13 protein-coding genes and 3 pseudogenes are annotated in these 17,449 nt (G+C 67.5%); 12 read left to right on the forward strand and 4 right to left on the reverse strand.

The window, feature by feature from the left end:
• Positions 1–41 precede the first annotated feature (41 nt).
• From MZV50_RS05415 to MZV50_RS05430, 4 genes are all read left to right on the forward strand, one after another.
• Positions 42–1,136: an ABC transporter substrate-binding protein gene (locus MZV50_RS05415; protein ID WP_436792208.1), complete on the forward strand. Its 1,095-nt coding sequence runs from the start codon at positions 42–44 to the stop codon at positions 1,134–1,136.
• Positions 1,137–1,263: 127 nt separating this feature from the next.
• On the forward strand, positions 1,264–2,184 hold the full coding sequence (locus MZV50_RS05420; RefSeq protein ID WP_252633399.1) for an ABC transporter permease: 921 nt from the start codon (positions 1,264–1,266) through the stop codon (positions 2,182–2,184).
• Between the two features lie 171 nt (positions 2,185–2,355).
• Positions 2,356–3,219, forward strand: a complete 864-nt coding sequence (locus tag MZV50_RS05425) for an ABC transporter permease (protein ID WP_252633400.1) — start codon at positions 2,356–2,358, stop codon at positions 3,217–3,219.
• Entirely contained in the window at positions 3,216–4,334 is a 1,119-nt protein-coding gene (locus MZV50_RS05430; RefSeq protein ID WP_252633401.1) for an ABC transporter ATP-binding protein, read from the forward strand. Before MZV50_RS05425 ends, MZV50_RS05430 begins: the two co-directional genes overlap by 4 nt.
• A gap of 10 nt (positions 4,335–4,344) precedes the next feature.
• Here the strand turns inward: MZV50_RS05430 and MZV50_RS05435 are convergent.
• A pseudogene (locus tag MZV50_RS05435) lies at positions 4,345–4,422 on the reverse strand (hypothetical protein); the annotation flags it as partial.
• 58 nt (positions 4,423–4,480) lie between these two features.
• Here MZV50_RS05435 and MZV50_RS05440 point away from each other — a divergent pair.
• On the forward strand, positions 4,481–5,884 hold the full coding sequence (locus MZV50_RS05440; RefSeq protein ID WP_252633402.1) for an aspartate aminotransferase family protein: 1,404 nt from the start codon (positions 4,481–4,483) through the stop codon (positions 5,882–5,884).
• Between the two features lie 2 nt (positions 5,885–5,886).
• Here the strand turns inward: MZV50_RS05440 and MZV50_RS05445 are convergent, their stop codons facing one another.
• Positions 5,887–6,162, reverse strand: a complete 276-nt coding sequence (locus MZV50_RS05445; RefSeq protein WP_252633403.1) for a type II toxin-antitoxin system RelE/ParE family toxin — start codon at positions 6,160–6,162, stop codon at positions 5,887–5,889.
• Positions 6,150–6,332, reverse strand: a complete 183-nt coding sequence (locus MZV50_RS05450; protein WP_252633404.1) for an antitoxin — start codon at positions 6,330–6,332, stop codon at positions 6,150–6,152. The genes MZV50_RS05445 and MZV50_RS05450 overlap by 13 nt, the downstream gene beginning before the upstream one ends.
• Positions 6,333–6,395: 63 nt before the next feature.
• Between MZV50_RS05450 and MZV50_RS05455 the strand changes: the two genes are divergently transcribed.
• From MZV50_RS05455 to MZV50_RS05485, 7 genes and pseudogenes are all read left to right on the forward strand, one after another.
• Positions 6,396–7,796 (forward strand): glutamine synthetase family protein, encoded by a 1,401-nt coding sequence (locus tag MZV50_RS05455; protein ID WP_252633406.1) that lies wholly within the window; start codon positions 6,396–6,398, stop codon positions 7,794–7,796.
• Positions 7,789–9,059, forward strand: a pseudogene (locus MZV50_RS05460) (NAD(P)/FAD-dependent oxidoreductase). Before MZV50_RS05455 ends, MZV50_RS05460 begins: the two are co-directional and overlap by 8 nt.
• Before the next feature lie 2 nt (positions 9,060–9,061).
• Positions 9,062–11,082: pseudogene (locus tag MZV50_RS05465) on the forward strand (tetratricopeptide repeat-containing sulfotransferase family protein).
• 131 nt (positions 11,083–11,213) lie between these two features.
• A complete protein-coding gene (locus tag MZV50_RS05470; RefSeq protein ID WP_252633407.1) occupies positions 11,214–13,577 on the forward strand; it encodes a TonB-dependent receptor in 2,364 nt (787 codons plus the stop codon).
• A gap of 69 nt (positions 13,578–13,646) precedes the next feature.
• Positions 13,647–14,966 carry an APC family permease gene (locus tag MZV50_RS05475; RefSeq protein WP_252633409.1) on the forward strand — a complete coding sequence of 440 codons (1,320 nt, stop codon included), beginning with the start codon at positions 13,647–13,649 and terminating at the stop codon, positions 14,964–14,966.
• Positions 14,963–16,252: a Xaa-Pro dipeptidase gene (locus MZV50_RS05480; protein WP_252633410.1), complete on the forward strand. Its 1,290-nt coding sequence runs from the start codon at positions 14,963–14,965 to the stop codon at positions 16,250–16,252. Before MZV50_RS05475 ends, MZV50_RS05480 begins: the two co-directional genes overlap by 4 nt.
• A 139-nt stretch (positions 16,253–16,391) precedes the next feature.
• Positions 16,392–16,631 carry a hypothetical protein gene (locus MZV50_RS05485; protein ID WP_252635184.1) on the forward strand — a complete coding sequence of 80 codons (240 nt, stop codon included), beginning with the start codon at positions 16,392–16,394 and terminating at the stop codon, positions 16,629–16,631.
• A 195-nt stretch (positions 16,632–16,826) separates the two neighbouring features.
• Here the strand turns inward: MZV50_RS05485 and MZV50_RS05490 are convergent, their stop codons facing one another.
• Positions 16,827–17,438: a TetR/AcrR family transcriptional regulator gene (locus MZV50_RS05490; protein WP_252633411.1), complete on the reverse strand. Its 612-nt coding sequence runs from the start codon at positions 17,436–17,438 to the stop codon at positions 16,827–16,829.
• Positions 17,439–17,449: the final 11 nt, after the last annotated feature.

A 17,449-nucleotide genomic window follows, 5' to 3' on the forward strand; every position in this document is an offset into this window, starting at 1 on the left:
CGCCCAAGGCACGACACACACGGAACATGAGGGAGTTTCGAATGAGCGGATATCGTAACGGCGGGGCCTCGCGGCGCTCGCTTCTGACGGCCTTCGGCGCGGCCGCCATCGGCTTCAGTTTCACGGCCTGCGGCGAGAAGCCCAAGGCCGCGGGCGCGGGCGGCGAGGAGCCCAAGCTGAACTTCTACAACTGGGACACCTATATCGGCGAGACCACGCTGGGTGACTTCAAGAAGGCGTCCGGCATCGCCGTGAACATGAGCCTGTTCGCGACCAACGACGAACTGTTTGCCAAGCTGAAGGCCGGCAATCCGGGCTTCGACGTCATCGTCCCGTCGAACGAGTTCGTGACCCGCATGGGCCAGGCCGGCATGCTCGAGCCGCTGGATCACGCCAAGATCCCGAACATGAAGAACATCGACCCGTCCTTCCTCAATCCGGACTTCGATCCGGGGCGGAAGTACTCGATGCCCTACACCTGGCTGCTGCTGGGCATCGGCTATCGCAAGAGCAAGGTCGACGGCGTGCCCGACAGCTGGAAGTGGCTGTTCGACAGCGACAAGTACAAGGGCCGCATCGCCCTGTTGTCGGAGAGCGCCGACCTGGTCCGCCTGGCGGCCAAGTACCTGGGCCACTCGGTCAACAACATCCCCGAGGACATGCTGCCGAAGATCGAGCAGATGCTGATCAAGCAGAAGCCGTTCGTGAAGGCCTTCCACGACGACAACGGCCAGGACCTGCTGGTCTCGGGCGAGGTCGACCTCGTTTTGGAGTATAACGGCGACATCGCCCAGGTGATGAAGGACGACCCGGACCTCGACTTCGTGGTGCCCAAGGAAGGGTCGTTGATCAACTCCGACACCCTGTGCATCCCGAAGGGCGCGCCGCGGCCGAACAACGCCCACGCCTTCATCAACTACCTGCTGGACGCCCAGGCCGGAGCCGAGATCACCAAGACGATCCTCTATCCGACCCCCAACGCGGCGGCCAAGGCGCTGATGCCGGCCAGCTATCGCGAGAACAAGGTCATCTTCCCGCCCGCCGAGGTCATGGCCAAGTGCGAGTACGGCGCCTTCGAAGGGGCCGAGAAGGCCAGCCAGTACGAGGAGCTCATCACGCAGGTGCGGGCGGCTTAGGGGGCTGGTGAAGTCAAAATCCTCCCCCTAGCGGGGGAGGTGTCGCCGCAGGCGACGGAGGGGGAAGTTCTGCTGACCCTGCGACTTCCCCCTCCGGCCTTCGGCCGCCTCCCCCGCTGGGGGAGGATTGGAGAACATGATGGAACAATCCTGGAAACAGGCGAAAGCCGTCTTCGCCGCGGCGCTGGGACCGCCGCTGGTGTGGCTGGCGCTGTTCTTCCTGGCGCCGATGGCCATCGTCTGGGCCTACAGCTTCGGCCACAACGAGGGGCTGACGCAGATCGCCATCACCGGCACGTTCGGCAACTACGCCCGGGCGATCGAGCCGCTGTACCTGAAGATCTTCCTGAAGTCGGCCTGGGTGGCAGGCCTGACCACGGGCCTGTGTCTGGTGCTGGGCTTCCCCGTGGCCCTGGCCATCACCTTCGCGTCCGACAAGGCCAAGACCTGGCTGCTGCTGCTGATCATGCTGCCGTTCTGGACGAACCTCCTGATCCGTACCTACGCCCTGATCGCCGTGCTGCGCACCGAGGGCTACGTCAACCAGAGCCTGGAGTGGCTTTGGAAGGGCGGCGGGACCCTGGCGGCGCTTTTGGGCCTGCAGCCGCTGGGCGACTTCCAGCCGCTGGAGCTGCTGCACAACAATTTCGCGGTGATCCTGGGGCTGGTCTATGTCCACCTGCCGTTCATGGTGCTGCCGCTGTATTCGGCGCTGGACCGGCTGGACAAATCGCTGCTGGAGGCCAGCCTGGACCTTGGCGCCGGGCACATGCGAACCCTGTTCAAGGTGGTCGTGCCGCTGGCCCTGCCCGGCATCGCCTCGGGGATCCTGATCACCTTCATCCCGGCCCTGGGCGCCTATCTGACGCCCGACCTTCTTGGCGGACCCGACAGCCAGATGATCGCCAACGTCATCGAGCGCCAGTTCAAGCGCGCCAACGACTGGCCCTTCGGCGCGGCCATGTCGTTCGTGCTGATGTACCTGACCTTCATCGCCATCGCGATCCAGGCGGTTCTGGCCAAGCGGACCCCGGAGGCCAAGGCATGAGCTTCATCGATCCGGTTGCCAAGCCACAGGATCCCGTCTTCCCGGCGAAAGCCGGGACCCAGATTCAGCCTGAGCATCCGGGGTGTTCGCGCCCTTCGACGGTGTCCGCTGGTGTGGCGCCCATGGGTTCGATCTGGGCCCCGGCTTTCGCGGGGGAAGCGGGGAAGGGGAATGCGAATGGCTAAACGCGCGCCTCCCGGCCCCCTCGAATACCTCCGCCGCTGGCCGATGCAGGCCTGGCTGGCGATGGTGGGGTTGTTCCTCTACGCGCCGCTGATCGCCCTGATGGCGTTCAGCTTCAACGACAGCCGGCGCAACATCGTCTGGAAGGGCTTCACACTCAAATATTACGACAAGCTGTTCAATGACTCCGCCCTGCTGGAGGCGTTCGGCAACAGCCTGACCATCGCGGCCGTCTCGACGGTGATCAGCCTGGTCCTGGGGGCGGCCGCCGCCCTGGTGCTGTGGCGCTTCCGCTTCCCCGGCAAGACGGCGCTGGACGGGGCCCTGGCCCTGCCGATCGTGGTGCCCGAGATCTGCATGGGGGTGGCCATGCTGGTGTTCTTCGCCAAGGTCATGCCCTGGCCGCAGGGCCTGGCCTGGCCGCTGAATCTGGGGGCGATCATCATCGCCCACGTATCGTTCTCGTTCCCGTTCGTGGCGGTGGTCGTGCGCGCGCGCATGGCCAGCTTCAACCGCGAGATGGAAGAGGCGGCCCGCGACCTGGGGGCAGGCGAGTTCCGCACCATCAGGGACGTGATCCTGCCGCATATGGCCCCGTCGCTGGTGGCCGGGGCGCTGCTGGCCTTCACGCTCAGCCTGGACGACTTCGTCATCACCTTCTTCACCGCCGGTCCCGACACGGTGACCTTCCCGGTGAAGGTCTATTCGATGGTCCGCTTCTCGGTGACGCCGGAGGTCAATGCGGCCTCGACGGTGCTGATCGTGCTGACCGTGCTGCTGACCGCGGCGGCGCTGAAACTGCAGGGGGACCCAGCCGCCACAGCGGGGCATGGGGCGGGGGACGCTAAATGAGCAAGCCGATCATCACCTTTGAGAACGTCACCAAGCGCTTCGGCAAGATGGTGGCCGTCGACAACGTCTCGCTGACCATCAACGAGGGCGAGTTCTTCTCGCTGCTGGGCCCGTCGGGCTGCGGCAAGACCACCCTGCTGCGGATGCTGGCCGGCTTCGAGACGCCCACCGAGGGGCGGATCCTGATCGACGGCCAGGACATCTCGAACGTGCCGCCCAACAAGCGGCCGGTGAACATGGTGTTCCAGTCCTACGCCGTGTTCCCGCACATGACCGTATCCGACAACGTCGCCTACGGCCTGGTCGTGGACAAGGTCGGCAAGGCCGAGCGCGACCGGCGCGTCGAGGAGGCGCTGGAGCTGGTGCAACTGGGCGGTCTGGGCCATCGCAAGCCCGACCAGCTGTCGGGCGGTCAGCGCCAGCGCGTGGCCTTGGCCCGGGCCCTGGTCAAGCGGCCGCGCGTGCTGCTGCTGGACGAGCCGCTGTCAGCCCTGGACGCCAAGCTGCGCGAGCAGATGCGCACCGAGCTGTGCACCCTGCAGGAGAAGGTCGGCATCACCTTCATCATGGTCACCCACGACCAGGACGAGGCCCTGGCCCTGGCCTCGCGCTGCGCGGTGATGAGCCGGGGCGTGCTGCAGCAGGTGGCCACGCCCAGCGATCTCTACGAATTCCCCAACAGCCGCTTCGTGGCCGACTTCATCGGCAGCGTGAATCTGTTCGAGGGCGTGCTGGCGGTCGACGAGCCCAGCCACGCGGTGATCAAGTCGCCGGACCTGCCGGTCGACATCTTCCTGGACCATGGGGTGACCGGCCCCCGCGGCGGCGCGGTCTGGGCGGCGATCCGGCCCGAGAAGATCGAGCTGCACAAGAAGGAGGGCGACGAGCCCCCCAACCTCGGCGACTGCCCGCGCGGCACCAACGCGGTGGCGGGTGTCATCAAGCACGAGGCCTATCTGGGCGGCGCCTCGACCTATGAGGTCGAGATCACCAGCGGAAGGCGCGTGAAGGTGCAGCGCTCGAACCTGACCCGCTGGGACCAGGAGGATTTCAAGCTGGGCGAGACCGTCTGGCTGTGCTGGCACGCGTGTTCGCCGGCGGTGCTGTTGTCATAGATCTCACTCGCCCCCTCCGCGCTACGCGCTCCTCCCCCGGAGGGGGAAGAAGGGCGCCGCGCACCTTCCGCCCCCTCTGGGGGCGGACGACCGCGAAGCGGTCAGGTGGGGGCAAGTGATCGAGGAAACCAGGAAGTGAGAGTGAAATGACCGTCCCGATCCGCAACCACGACATCGCCGAGCTCCGGCGTCTGGACCTGGCTCACCACCTGCCGGCTCAGGCCGACCACAAGGTCATCGCCGAGCTGGGCGGCAGCCGGATCATCACCCGCGCCGACGGCGTCTACATCCACGACGGCGAAGGCCACCAGATCCTGGACGGCATGGCCGGCCTGTGGTGCGTCAATGTCGGCTACGGCCGCACCGAGCTGGCCGAGGCCGCCTACGAGCAGATGCTGGAGCTGCCGTACTACAACACCTTCTTCAAGACCGCGACGCCGCCGACCGTGACCCTGGCGGCCAAGATCGCCGAGAAGATGGGCGGCCACCTGACCCACGTCTTCTACAACTCGTCGGGGTCCGAGGCGAACGACACGGTCTTCCGCCTGGTGCGGCACTACTGGAAACTGAAGGAGCAGCCGCAGCGGACGGTCTTCGTCAGCCGCTGGAACGCCTATCACGGCTCGACCGTGGCCGGCGTCTCGCTCGGCGGCATGAAGCACATGCACAAGCAGGGCGACCTGCCGATCCCCGGCGTCGAGCACGTCATGCAGCCCTATCCGTTCGGCGACGGCTTCGACGAGGACCGGGCCGCCTTCCGCGATCGCTGCGTCAAGGCCATCGAGGACAAGATCCTCGAAGTCGGCCCCGAGAACGTCGCCGCCTTCATCGGCGAGCCGGTGCAGGGGGCGGGCGGGGTGATCATCCCGCCGGACGGCTACTGGCCGGCGGTCGAGGCCCTGTGCCGCAAGTACGGGATCCTTCTGGTCTGCGACGAGGTGATCTGCGGCTTCGGGCGCTTGGGCGAATGGTTCGGCCACCAGCACTACGGGATCAAGCCGGACCTGATCGCCATGGCCAAGGGGCTGTCGTCCGGCTACCTGCCGATTTCGGCCGTGGGCGTGGCCGACCACATCGTCGCCGAGCTGCGCGAGAAGGGCGGCGACTTCATCCACGGCTTCACCTATTCGGGCCACCCGACCTGCGCGGCCGTGGCGCTGAAGAACATCGAGATCCTCGAGCGCGAAGGCCTGGTCGAACGCACCCGCGACGACACCGGCCCTTACCTCGCCAAGGCGCTGGCGACCCTGAACGACCACCCGCTGGTCGGCGAGACCCGGTCGCTGGGCCTGATCGGCGCCGTCGAGATCGTCCGCGAGAAGGGGACCAACCATCGCTTCCTCGACAAGGAGGGCGAGGCCGGGCCGATCGTGCGGGATCTGTGCATCAAGAACGGCCTGATGGTTCGCGCCATCCGCGACAGCATCGTCTGCTGTCCGCCGCTGATCATCACCCACGCCGAGATCGACAAGCTGGTCGCCATCATCCGCCAGTCGCTGGACGAGGCCGAGCCGGTGCTCCGCGCGCTCAAACCGGAGAGCGTGTCGTGAGGTTAGAGGGGACGTCGTGCGCTATGGCGGACGCTGCCAATGACGACGCGATCGCCGACGACGCGGTAGCGCAGCACGTACGGTGGGACGGCGGCGATTTCGCGACGTCCTCTCGTGCTGAGGCGGCCCCGCTCAGGATGGTCCGCCAAGCTTTCGCCGGCAGCGAACAGTCTATGACCCAGACGTTGCGCGGCGAGAGGGCGAGATTGGTTGGAGATATAGGTGACGATAGCGTCGATATCGGCCAGCGCTTGGTCGGTCCAGATTACTTGCGCCACGAATATGGCGTGGGTAACTGGTTAGGTGTCCCTAAGGACTTCAGCCACTCCCGCACGCGCTCGTGCGGAACGACGCGGCCAGCTTCGAGATCAGCGTCCGCAGCGGCATCGGCAGCCAATTCGGCTTCGTCTTCCAACTCGTCGAAGATCTCGGGTTCGGGCTCGGCCATGCCACATGATAACAGAAACCTTTCGAGAACAAATCTCGAAAAATCGAGCTCTCGGAGCGCGTCATGAAGCCCAAGCACAGCAAGGCCAAGCGCGACAGCATCCTCAATCGCGGGGTCTCGACCCTGGAGGAGGCCCAGAGCTGGTTCGCCCGCCAGGCCATCGAGGAGATCGAGTGCGTGGTGCCCGACCTAGCCGGCGTGGCGCGGGGCAAGATCATGCCGGTGCGCAAGTTCCTGGGTACGCCGTCGATGAACCTGCCGCTGGCGGTGTTCTACCAGACCATCACCGGTGACTTTCCCGAGTTCGAGGGGGCGGTGAACGCGGTGCAGTCGGACACCGACATCTTCCTGACCCCGGATTTCGCGACCCTGGCCGCCGTGCCGTGGGCCCAGGACCCGACGGCCCAGGTGATCCACGACGCCTTTCATCCCGACGGCCGCCCGGTCGAGGAAGCCCCGCGCCAGGTGCTGCGTCGGGTGCTGGCGCTCTATGCCGAGAAGGGCTGGGTCCCGATCGTGGCCCCCGAGATCGAGTTCTACCTCGTCGACAAGAACACCGACCCCGACTATCCGCTGAAGCCCCCCATCGGCCGCTCGGGCCGGCCCGAGACCGGGCGCCAGGGCTACTCGATCAGCGCGGTCAACGAGTTCGACGCGTTGTTCGAGGACATGTACGAGTACTCCGAGCGCCAGGGCCTGGAGATCGACACCCTGATCCACGAGAGCGGCGTGGCCCAGATGGAGATCAATCTGCGGCACGGCAATCCGCTGGAGCTGGCCGACCAGGTGTTCATGTTCAAGCGCACCATCCGCGAGGTGGCGCTGGAGCATGAGATCTACGCCACCTTCATGGCCAAGCCGATGGCCAGCGAGCCGGGCAGCGCCATGCACATCCACCAGTCGATCGTCGACAAGGACGGTGACAACCTGTTCTCGCACCGCAAGTCGGGCGAGGAGACGGCGCTGTTCCATGGGTTCATCGCCGGGCAGCAGACCTATCTGCCGGCCATCATGGCCATCCTGGCGCCGTACGTGAATTCCTATCGCCGCATCGCCCGCGACAGCGGCGCGCCGGTCAACACCCAGTGGGGCTACGACAACCGCACCTGCGGCCTGCGGGTGCCGCCGTCGGATCCGAGCAACCGGCGGCTCGAGAACCGCATCCCGTCGTCGGACGCCAATCCCTACCTGGCGATCGCGGCCTCGCTGGCGGCGGGCTATCTGGGCATGGTCCAGGGGCTGAAGCCCACCGCGCCGGTCGACACCGACGCCAGCGTGCTGGGCGTGCAATTACCGCGCAGCCTGTCGGAATCGCTGCGGCTGTTCGAGGCCTGCGAACCGCTGGTCGAGATCCTGGGGCCGATCTTCTGCCAGGCCTACGATCGCGTGAAACAGGCCGAGTACGAGACCTTCATGCGCACGATCAGCCCGTGGGAGCGGGAGTTCCTGCTGCTGAATGTCTAGCGTCTACGGGAACGGGAACTGGTACGCCGACACCGTCGGCGACGTTCCCGACCGACCGCCGCTGCGCGGCGACGTCGCCGCCGACGTCTGCGTGGTCGGGGCGGGGTTCACGGGCCTCGGCGCGGCGCTGACCCTGGCTTCGCGGGCCAAGGTGATCCTGCTCGAAGCCGGCCGCGTCGGCTGCGCCGCCACCGGCCGCAACGGCGGGCAGGTCCATACCGGCCAGCGGCGCGACCAGGCCTGGCTGGAGAAGGCCGTCGGCCGCGACGACGCCTTGGCCCTGTGGCGGCTGGCCGAGGATGCGCGGGTCCACTTCAACAGCCTGACCGACGCGATCCCCTGCGACTGGCGGCCGGGCATGATCCACGCCCGCCACAGGCCGAACGGCGAGGTCGAGGACGCGGCCCACATCGCACTGATGAGCGACCGCTACGGCTACGACCAGCTGGCGCTGATCGGCGAGGCCGAGCTCGCCGAAGACCTGGGGACCGACGTCTATCACGGGGGCCTGATCGATCGCGGCGGCGGCCATGTGCATCCGCTGAAACTGGCCCTGGGCATGGCGCGTGCGGCGATAGCGGCGGGCGCGGTGGTCCACGAGCACAGCCGCGCCGAGGCCTGGCGGCGCGAGGGCGGCAGGATCGTCGTCGAGACCGCGACCGGTCGCGTCACCTGCGACCAGCTGATCCTCAGCGGCGACGGCGCGCTGAACGCCATGGCCGGCCCGGCCCGGTCGCGGGTCATGCCGATCAACAACTTCATCGCCGTCACCGCGCCGCTGGGCGAACAGGTGGACGAGATCATCCGCTCGAACGCGGCGGTGTCGGACAGCCGCTTCGTCGTGAACTATTTCCGCAAGACGCCCGACGGCCGGCTGCTATTCGGCGGCGGCGAGAACTATCGTCACGGCTTCCCGCGCGACATCGCCGGCCTGGTTCGCGGCAATCTGGCCAAGGTCTATCCGCGCCTGGCCGACGCGCCGATCACCCATGCCTGGGGCGGGACGCTCGGCATCACGATGAGCCGCATGCCGTTCGTCGGCGAGGTCGCGCCGGGCGTGCGGGCCGCCTCGGGCTATTCGGGGCAGGGGTGATGCTGGCGCCCTATGTCGGCAAGCTGCTGGCCGAGGCGGCGCTGGGTCAGACCGGTCCGTTCGACCTGCTGTCTCGCCTGCCGACTCCGCCGTTCCCAGGCGGCCGCCTGCTGCGGTGGCCGCTGACGGTGGCGGGCTTGACCTGGTACGCGCTGCGGGATCGTCTGTAGTCATGAGCTCCACGACCGCCCAGCCCGCCGTCAGCCTCGCCGAGGCCTTTGAGCACGCCGAGCGGTTGCTGGACACGGCGCCGGAGCTGGCCGTCGAGCAGGCGCGGGCGATCCTGGAGGCGGTTCCCCGCCATGCCGACACCACCCGCGTGCTGGCCGCCGCGCTGCGTCTTTCCGGTGATCCGCGCGCGGCGCTGGACACCGTCGCCCCCTGACCGCCGCCCTGCCGAACCTGCCGCTGGCCCAGCTGGAACTGGCTCTGGCCCTGGAGCAACTGGGTCGCACCGCCGAAGCCGTTCGCGCCTTCGAGCGAGCCAGCGCCCTTGAGCCGCGGTTGTCGGAAGCCTGGCGCGGCCTGGCGGAAAACCTCGACCTGCTGGGCGACACGGCCGGCGCCGAGCGGGCCCTGGCTCGCCAGCTGCGCGCCTCGACCCGCGATCCGGACCTGATCGAGGCCGCCTCGGCCCTGGCTGACAACCGGCTGGGCGAGGCCGAGCGGATCCTGCGCGCGCGGCTCAAGGCCGACAGCGCCGACGTCGCCGCCATCCGCATGCTGGCCGAAACCGGCGCGCGGCTGGGCCGTTACGCCGACGCGGAAGGTCTGCTGACCCGCTGCCTGGAGCTGGCCCCGAACTTCGCCGCCGCCCGCCACAACCTGGCGACCATGCTGTATCGCCAGAATAAGAACGCCGAGGCCCTGGCGCAGATCGAGGCCTTGACCGCCAAGGACGGCCGCCATCCCGGCTACGCCAATCTGCACGCCGCGATCCTGGCGCGACTGGGCGAATACGACCGCGCCATCGCCGTCTACGAGCGGGTGCTGGCCGACTATCCGAACCAGCCCAAGGGCTGGATGAGCTATGGCCACGCGCTGAAGACCGTGGGCCGCCAGGCCGACAGCGTCGCGGCCTATCGCCGGGCGCTGGAGCCGGCCCCGACCCTGGGCGAGGCCTGGTGGAGCCTGGCCAACCTCAAGACCGTCAAGTTCACCGACGCCGACCTCTCGGCCATGACCACGGCCCTGGAAACGCCCGACCTGTCGGACGACGACCGCCTGCACCTGCGCTACGCCCTGGGCAAGGCGCACGAGGACGCCGGCCTGTGGGACGCCGCGTTCGCCCACTACGCGGCCGGGGCGGCGATCCGCCGGAAGCAGCTGGACTATGATCCGGAAGAGAACGCCTGCGACACCGCGCGGACCAAGGCGGTGTTCACCCCCGCCTTCGTGGCGGCGCGGGCGGGGCAGGGTTGCCCGGCCCCGGATCCGATCTTCATCGTCGGCCTGCCGCGCTCGGGCTCGACCCTGGTCGAGCAGATCCTGGCCAGCCACTCGCTGGTCGAGGGCACGATGGAGCTGCCCGACTTGATCGTCATGGCCCGGCGGCTGGGCGGCAAGACCGCGACCCGCGCTGAGTCGTCCTATCCCGAGAGCCTGGCCGATCTGTCGCCCGACGCCCTGAAAGCCCTGGGCGAGGAGTTCCTCGAACGCACCCGCATCCAGCGCAAGACGGACCGGCCGTTCTTCATCGACAAGATGCCCAACAACTTCGCGCACGCCGGGCTGATCCACCTGATCCTGCCCAACGCCAAGATCATCGACGCGCGCCGCCATCCGCTGGGCTGCTGCTTCTCGGGGTTCAAGCAGCATTTCGCCCGGGGGCAGGCGTTCAGCTACGACCTCGCCGACATCGGCCGCTACTACGCCGACTACGTGGCGCTGATGGCCCATTTCGACGCGGTGCTGCCGGGCCGTGTCCACCGGGTGATCTACGAGCGGATGATCGCCGATCCCGAAGGTCAGATCCGCGCCCTGCTGGCCCATTGCGGCCTGCCCTTCGAAGAGGCCTGCCTGTCGCCGCACGAGAACGACCGCGCCGTGCGCACCGCCAGTTCCGAGCAGGTGCGTCGACCGATCTTCAAGGACGCCGTCGAGCACTGGCAGAAATTCGAATCACATCTGGGTCCGCTCAAGCAGGCATTGGGACCTGTGCTGGACGCCTATCCGGACGCGCCCGTTATTTGACCATTTGTGTCGGGACCTGCCATTTCTGCAACACTCGCCAGAATTGACGACAGGCCGAAATTTCCAATCTTGCCGGACGCTTACGGCGGGTCGAACGTCGTTCGATCAAGGCCGTCAAGGGGAGCGACTGTATGTCGTCGGGTTCGGTTCGATTGAAGAAGGCCGGCGTCTGTTCCGCCGCCCTGTTCGCCTCCACAATGCTCACGAGCGTCGCTTACGCTCAGTCCAACCAGGGCAATACGGCGCTCGAGGAAGTCGTCGTCACCGCCCAGAAGCGCAGCGAAAACCTGCAGGACGTGCCGGTCAGCATCCAGGCTCTCGGCGGAGAGAAGCTGGAGCAGCTGCAGGTCTCGGCCTTCGTCGACTATGTGAAGTATCTGCCCAGCGTCTCGTTCACGACCTCGGGTCCGGGTTTCGGCCAGGTCTATATGCGCGGCGTGGCCAGCGGCGGCGACGGCAACCACTCCGGTTCCCTGCCCAGCGTCGGCGTCTATCTGGACGAACAGCCGGTCACCACCATCCAGGGCGCGCTGGACATCCACGTCTACGACGTCGCCCGGGTCGAGGCCCTGGCGGGTCCGCAGGGCACCCTCTACGGCGCCAGCTCCCAGGCCGGCACGCTGCGGATCATCACTAACAAGCCCACGACCGTCGGCTTTGCGGCCGGGGTCGACGCCGAGGTGAACCAGGTCGACCACGGCGGCATGGGCCACACGCTGGAAGGCTTCGTGAACATCCCGCTGTCGGACAAGATCGCGGTGCGGGCGGTCGGCTGGGACGTCCGCGACGCCGGCTATATCGACAACGTGGCGGGCACGCGCACCTATACGCGGGGCGACGACGATCCGACCAACGACTACACGATCAACAACAAGGCCCGGGTGCGGAAGGACTACAACCGCGTCTACACCCAGGGCGGCCGCGCGGCCCTGCGAGTCGAGCTGAACGAAAACTGGGTGATCACCCCCAGCGTCATGGGCCAGGTGCAGAAGTCGGGCGGCCTGTTCGCCTTCGACCCCAAGGTCGGCGACCTGAAGGTCACCCACTTCTATCCGGAAAGCGCCAAGGACAAGTGGGTCCAGGCGGCGATGACCATCGAGGGCCAAATCGCCAATCTGGACGTCACCTATGCCGGTTCGTACCTGAAGCGGAACGACGAGACCAACCAGGACTATACCGACTACTCGTACTTCTACGATCAGGTCGGCTACGGCTTCTACTGGACCGACGACAACGGCAACCTGGTCAATCCCTCGCAGTACATCCAGGGCCGCGACCGCTACCGCAAGGAAAGCCACGAGATCCGCATCGCCTCGCCGCAGGACCAGAAGTTCAGGTTCGTGGTCGGCGGCTTCTACCAGAAGCAGAAGCACGGCATCTTCCAGAACTACAGGATCGACGGGATCGGCAATTCGATCTCGGTGGAGAACTATCCGGGCACCATCTGGCTGACCGCCCAGGAGCGGATCGACCGCGACAAGGCCGTGTTCGGCCAGGCCGAGTACGACATCACCGACAAGCTGATGCTGACCGCGGGCATCCGCTTCTTCAAGGCGCACAACACCCTGGTCGGCTTCTTCGGCTACGGCTCGGGCTACTCCAGCAGCAACGGCGTGGCCTCGTGCTTCAAGGGGCCGGTGGTGTCTGGGGCGCCGTGTACGAACCTGGACAAGGGCGTGAAGGAAAGCGGCAACTCGCCCAAGGTGACGCTGACCTACAAGCTCGACAGCGACAAGCTGGTCTACGCCACCTATTCGAAGGGCTTCCGGCCTGGCGGCATCAACCGTCGCTCGACCCTGCCGCCGTACCACGCCGACTATCTGAAGAACTATGAAGCCGGCTGGAAGACCTCGTGGGGCGGGGCGTTCCGCTGGAACGGCGCGGTGTTCATGGAGGACTGGTCGGGCTTCCAGTTCTCGATCCTGGGGGCCAACGGCCTGACCGAGATCAAGAACGCCAACCAGGCCCGCATCAAGGGCATCGAGAGCGACATCACCTGGGCCCCGGCCCATGGGTTCACGCTGAACGCCTCGGCCGCCTATACCGACGCCAAGCTGTCGGCCAACTACTGCGGCGCGACCGACGACTCGGGAAATCCCATCACCGACTGCGCCAAGCCTCAGGCGCCGGACGGCACGCGTCTGCCGATCACGCCCAAGTTCAAGGCCAACCTCACGGCGCGCTACGAGTACAATATCGGCGCATATGACGGCTTCTGGCAGGTGGCCCTGATGGGCCAGACCTCGAACTGGACCGACCTGCGGCTCAAGGAACGCGAGATCATCGGCAAGCAGGGCCGCTATTCGGTGGTCGACTTCTCGACCGGCGTGTCGCGCGAAGGTTGGTCGGTGCAGGCCTATCTCAAGAACGTCTTCGACAAGCGGGCCAGCCTGAACCGTTACGCCGAATGCGCCGAGGCGGTCTGCGGAACCCAGGCCTACATCGTGCCGAACCAACCCCGCACCGTCGGGCTCAAGGTGGGTAAAGAGTTCTAGAATTGCTGGGGTGAGTGCGGGGCGGCTCGGAAAAAGGGCCGCCCCTTTTGCTTCGCGTTAGGGGGAAACATGGCGTCGTCGAGCGCCCGCCCGCTGGGCCTGTGGATGTGCACGGCCCTGGTCGTGGGCAACATGATCGGCTCGGGCGTGTTCATGCTGCCCGCGTCGCTGGCCCCGTACGGCTGGAACGCGGTGATTGCCTGGCTGATCACCATCGGTGGGGCGCTGTGCCTGGCGCTGGTCTTCGCGCGCCTGGCCCGGGCCTTTCCCCGTGCGGGTGGGCCCTTCGCCTATACCGAGGAGGCGTTCGGCCGGCCGGCCGGCTTCATGGTCGCCTGGTCCTATTGGATCTCGGTGTGGGTCTCCAACGCCGCCCTGGCCATCGCCGCCGTCAGCTATCTGAGCGTCTTCGTCCCCGCCCTGGCCAAGGTGCCGGTGCTGGCCGCCCTGGTCACCGTGACGGTGGTGTGGGTCGCCACGGCGATCAACTGCGTCGGCGCGCGAACGGCCGGCTGGACCCAGATGGTCACCACGGTTCTGAAGCTGGCGCCGCTGGCGGCGGTGGCGAGTCTGGCGGCCATGATCCTGCTGCGCAAAGGGCCGGCCGCCATCGCCCCGTTCGAGCCCTCGGCCCTGTCGGGAAGCGGGATCACCGCCGCCGCCGCCCTGACCCTGTGGGCCCTGCTGGGCGTGGAGTCGGCCACCATTCCCGCCGAACAGGTGGACCGGCCCGAGCGCAACATTCCTCGCTCCACCCTGCTGGGCACGGCGTTCACGGGCCTGATCTACCTGCTCGTCTCGTCGGGCGTGCTGCTGCTGACGCCGGTCTCGGTGCTCAAGGACTCGAACGCCCCGCTGGTCGATTTCATGGCCTATCACGGCGGCGGCGACTTCCGCCTGGCCCTGGCCGCCTTCGCCGCGATCAGCGCCCTGGGCGCCCTGAACGGCTGGGTGCTGCTGCAAGGCGAACTGCCGGCGGCCATGGCGCGCGAGGGCGTGTTTCCGGCCTGGATGGGCAAGACCACGGCGAACGGCACGCCGGTGCGCGCCCATATCCTGTCCAGCGTCCTGGTCACGATCCTGGTGCTGATGAACTACGCCAAGTCGATGGCCGACACCTTCACCTTCATGGCGCTGCTGGCGACGGCTTCCAGCCTGTTCGCCTATCTGTTCTGTTCGCTGGCGGTGCTGAAGCTGGGCGCGCAGAGGCGGATGCCCGTCTCGCCGGCCTTCGCCGCCGTCGCCGCCGTGGCGGCGGTCTATTCGGCCTGGACCTTCTACGGCGCGGGCTGGTCTGTGACCTTCTGGGGCCTGGTCCTGCTGGTGGCCGGCGCCCCCGTCTACCTGTTGATGCGCCGCGCGCGCCTGGCCCGGGAGGCCGCCCGATGATCGTCCGCTTGGCCGCCACCGTCCTGCTGGCGGGACTCCTGGTCCCGGCCGTCGCCAGCGCACAGCTGTCCTATGTTCACGCCGGCAGGCTGGTGGATCCCCAGGCCGGCAAGGTGCTGACCGACCAGCTGGTCCGCGTCGAGGGCGACAAGATCGTCGCGGTCACGCCGTGGAAAGGCGCCCCCACGGATGGCCCCGTCACCGACTGGAGCCGTCTGACCGTGCTGCCCGGTCTGATCGACATGCACACCCACATGGTCGACGACGAGCAGAGCGAGAACATCGCCCAGCCCCTGCTGCGCAGCGCCGCCCAGCAGGCCTATATCGGCGCGGCCCACGCCCGCGCGACCCTGATGGCCGGCTTCACCAGCGTGCGCGATGTCGGGACCTGGCGGGCGTTCGGCGACGTGGCCCTGCGCGACGCGATCGAGGCCGGTTATGTGCCGGGACCGCGGATGTCGGTGGCCGGCGCCTATGTCACCGCGCCCGGCGGCGGCGGCGAGATCACCGGGATCGCGCCTGACGTGGTGATCCCGGCCGAGATGCGGCGCGGCGTGGTCGAGGACGCCGCCGACGTGCATCGCAAGGTCCATGACCTGCTGGTTCACGGGGCCGACTTCATCAAGCTGATCGCCACCGGCGCGGTGCTGACCGAGGGCACCGAGCCCGGCCAACTGGAGCTGTCCGAGGACGAGATCCGCGCCGCCGTCGAGGAGGCGGCCAAGCGCGGGACCTACGCCACCGCCCACGCCCACGGCGCCGAGGGCATCAAGACCGCCGTCCGCGCCGGGGTGCGCTCGATCGAGCACGGCTCGCTGATCGACGACGAGGGGATCGCCCTGATGAAGGCCAAGGGGACGTTCCTGGTGGCCGACATTTACAACGGCGACTTCATCGACACCTATGGCCGCGAGCACCACTGGCCCGACGGCATGATCCGCAAGAACCGTGAGACCACCGACGCCCAGCGCGAAGGCTTCCGAAAGGCGGTGAAGGCGGGGGTCAAGATCGCCTATGGCACCGACGCCGGCGTCTATCCGCACGGCTGGAACGCCCGGCAGCTGCCCTACATGGTCAAGTACGGCATGATGCCGATGCAGGCGATCCAGTCGGCCACCACCGTGGCCGCCGATCTGATGCGCAAGACTGGCCAGGTCGGCTGCGACGCGGCGGGCTGCTTCGCCGACCTGATCGCGGTGGACGGTGATCCGCTGGCGGACATCTCGGTGCTGACCCGTGCGCCCAGGGTCATGAAGGGCGGGGTCGTGGTTAAGAGCGAACCGTGACGGACGGTGAAGAACTGCACAGTCGCGCTTGGCCCGGATCATGCATTGTGCATCGCAGCGCAATTTTGTTGTGCGATAGCGAAACAACTGTCATGTCTACGTGGTTAGCACCACGTTGAGTATGTCCAAGGAGGTCTTCATGGCCGAGAATCACTACTACGTCCGCCCGGTCGCCGGCGTGTGGCATGTGACCTGGAACGACTCGGCCGAGCTGATCGGGTCCTACTCGTCGCAACACGAGGCCGAGGCCCTGGGTCAGTTGCTGGCGCGCCACATGCTCGCCCAAGGGCGCAAGGCGCAACTGCATGTTGAGGCGCCCGAGGTCCGGACGCCTTCTTGGGGCCGTAATCGCGCCGCACATCAAGCCGTGGCGGCCTAATTTGAGTTCGCCTGATGAGTTTTTGAGCGCGGCGGCCCCGCCGCGTTCACAAAGATAGGGGGCATCCGGTCTTCCCGGCGACAGCCGGCCGTCGAGACGCTTGGGGTGGTGGGAATGGCGCTGCAACGACAGCGCGCCCCGGCGTTTCCTTGAGCGGGCATTGTTGGGAAGACCGGAGTTCTCTCCCCCTCTTTTTCAGTCTCCGGAAGATTTCGAGGGCAGCCATCCCTCCAGCGCGTGGGCGATGATCCGCGCCGCCTCGTCGGGACCGAAGGTCGCCGGGTCCAGGCAAAGCTCCAGCCACAGCCCATCCACCGTCGCGGTCAGGGCGATCGCCGCCAGGCGTGTCTCGCGCGCGCCGGCCTCATCCAGCAACCCTTCCAGCCGCGCCCGGAAATCCGCGTACGACGCCGCGTGGATGGCGGCCATGCGCGGCTTGGTCTTGACCAGGCTCCAGAAGCCGATCCAGGCGGCCAGCAGGCGTGGGTCCAGCACGGGCGGCGCGAAGCTGGCGGTGAGATAGGCCAGCAGCCGCGCGCGGGGCGTCGGTCCGGCGGCCGCCAGCGCCGCGTCCAGAGCCGTGTCGATCCGTTGACCCACGGCCTCGTAGGCCGAGGCGATCAGCTCGTCGACGCCCTCGAAATAGTGCCGCAGCAAGCCCGGCGAGACGCCGGCCTCGGCGCAGATGGTCCGCACGCTGGTCCCGCCCACGCCCTCGCGGGCCAGCACAGTCTCGGCGGCGGTCACCAGCGCTTGCCGCCGGACATCGGGCGCTTCACGGGTGAAGGCGGCGCGAGAGACTTTCACCAAGTCCCCAC

It is taken from the genome of Caulobacter segnis, assembly GCF_023935105.1.
In the GTDB taxonomy this organism is placed as follows: domain Bacteria; phylum Pseudomonadota; class Alphaproteobacteria; order Caulobacterales; family Caulobacteraceae; genus Caulobacter; species Caulobacter segnis_B.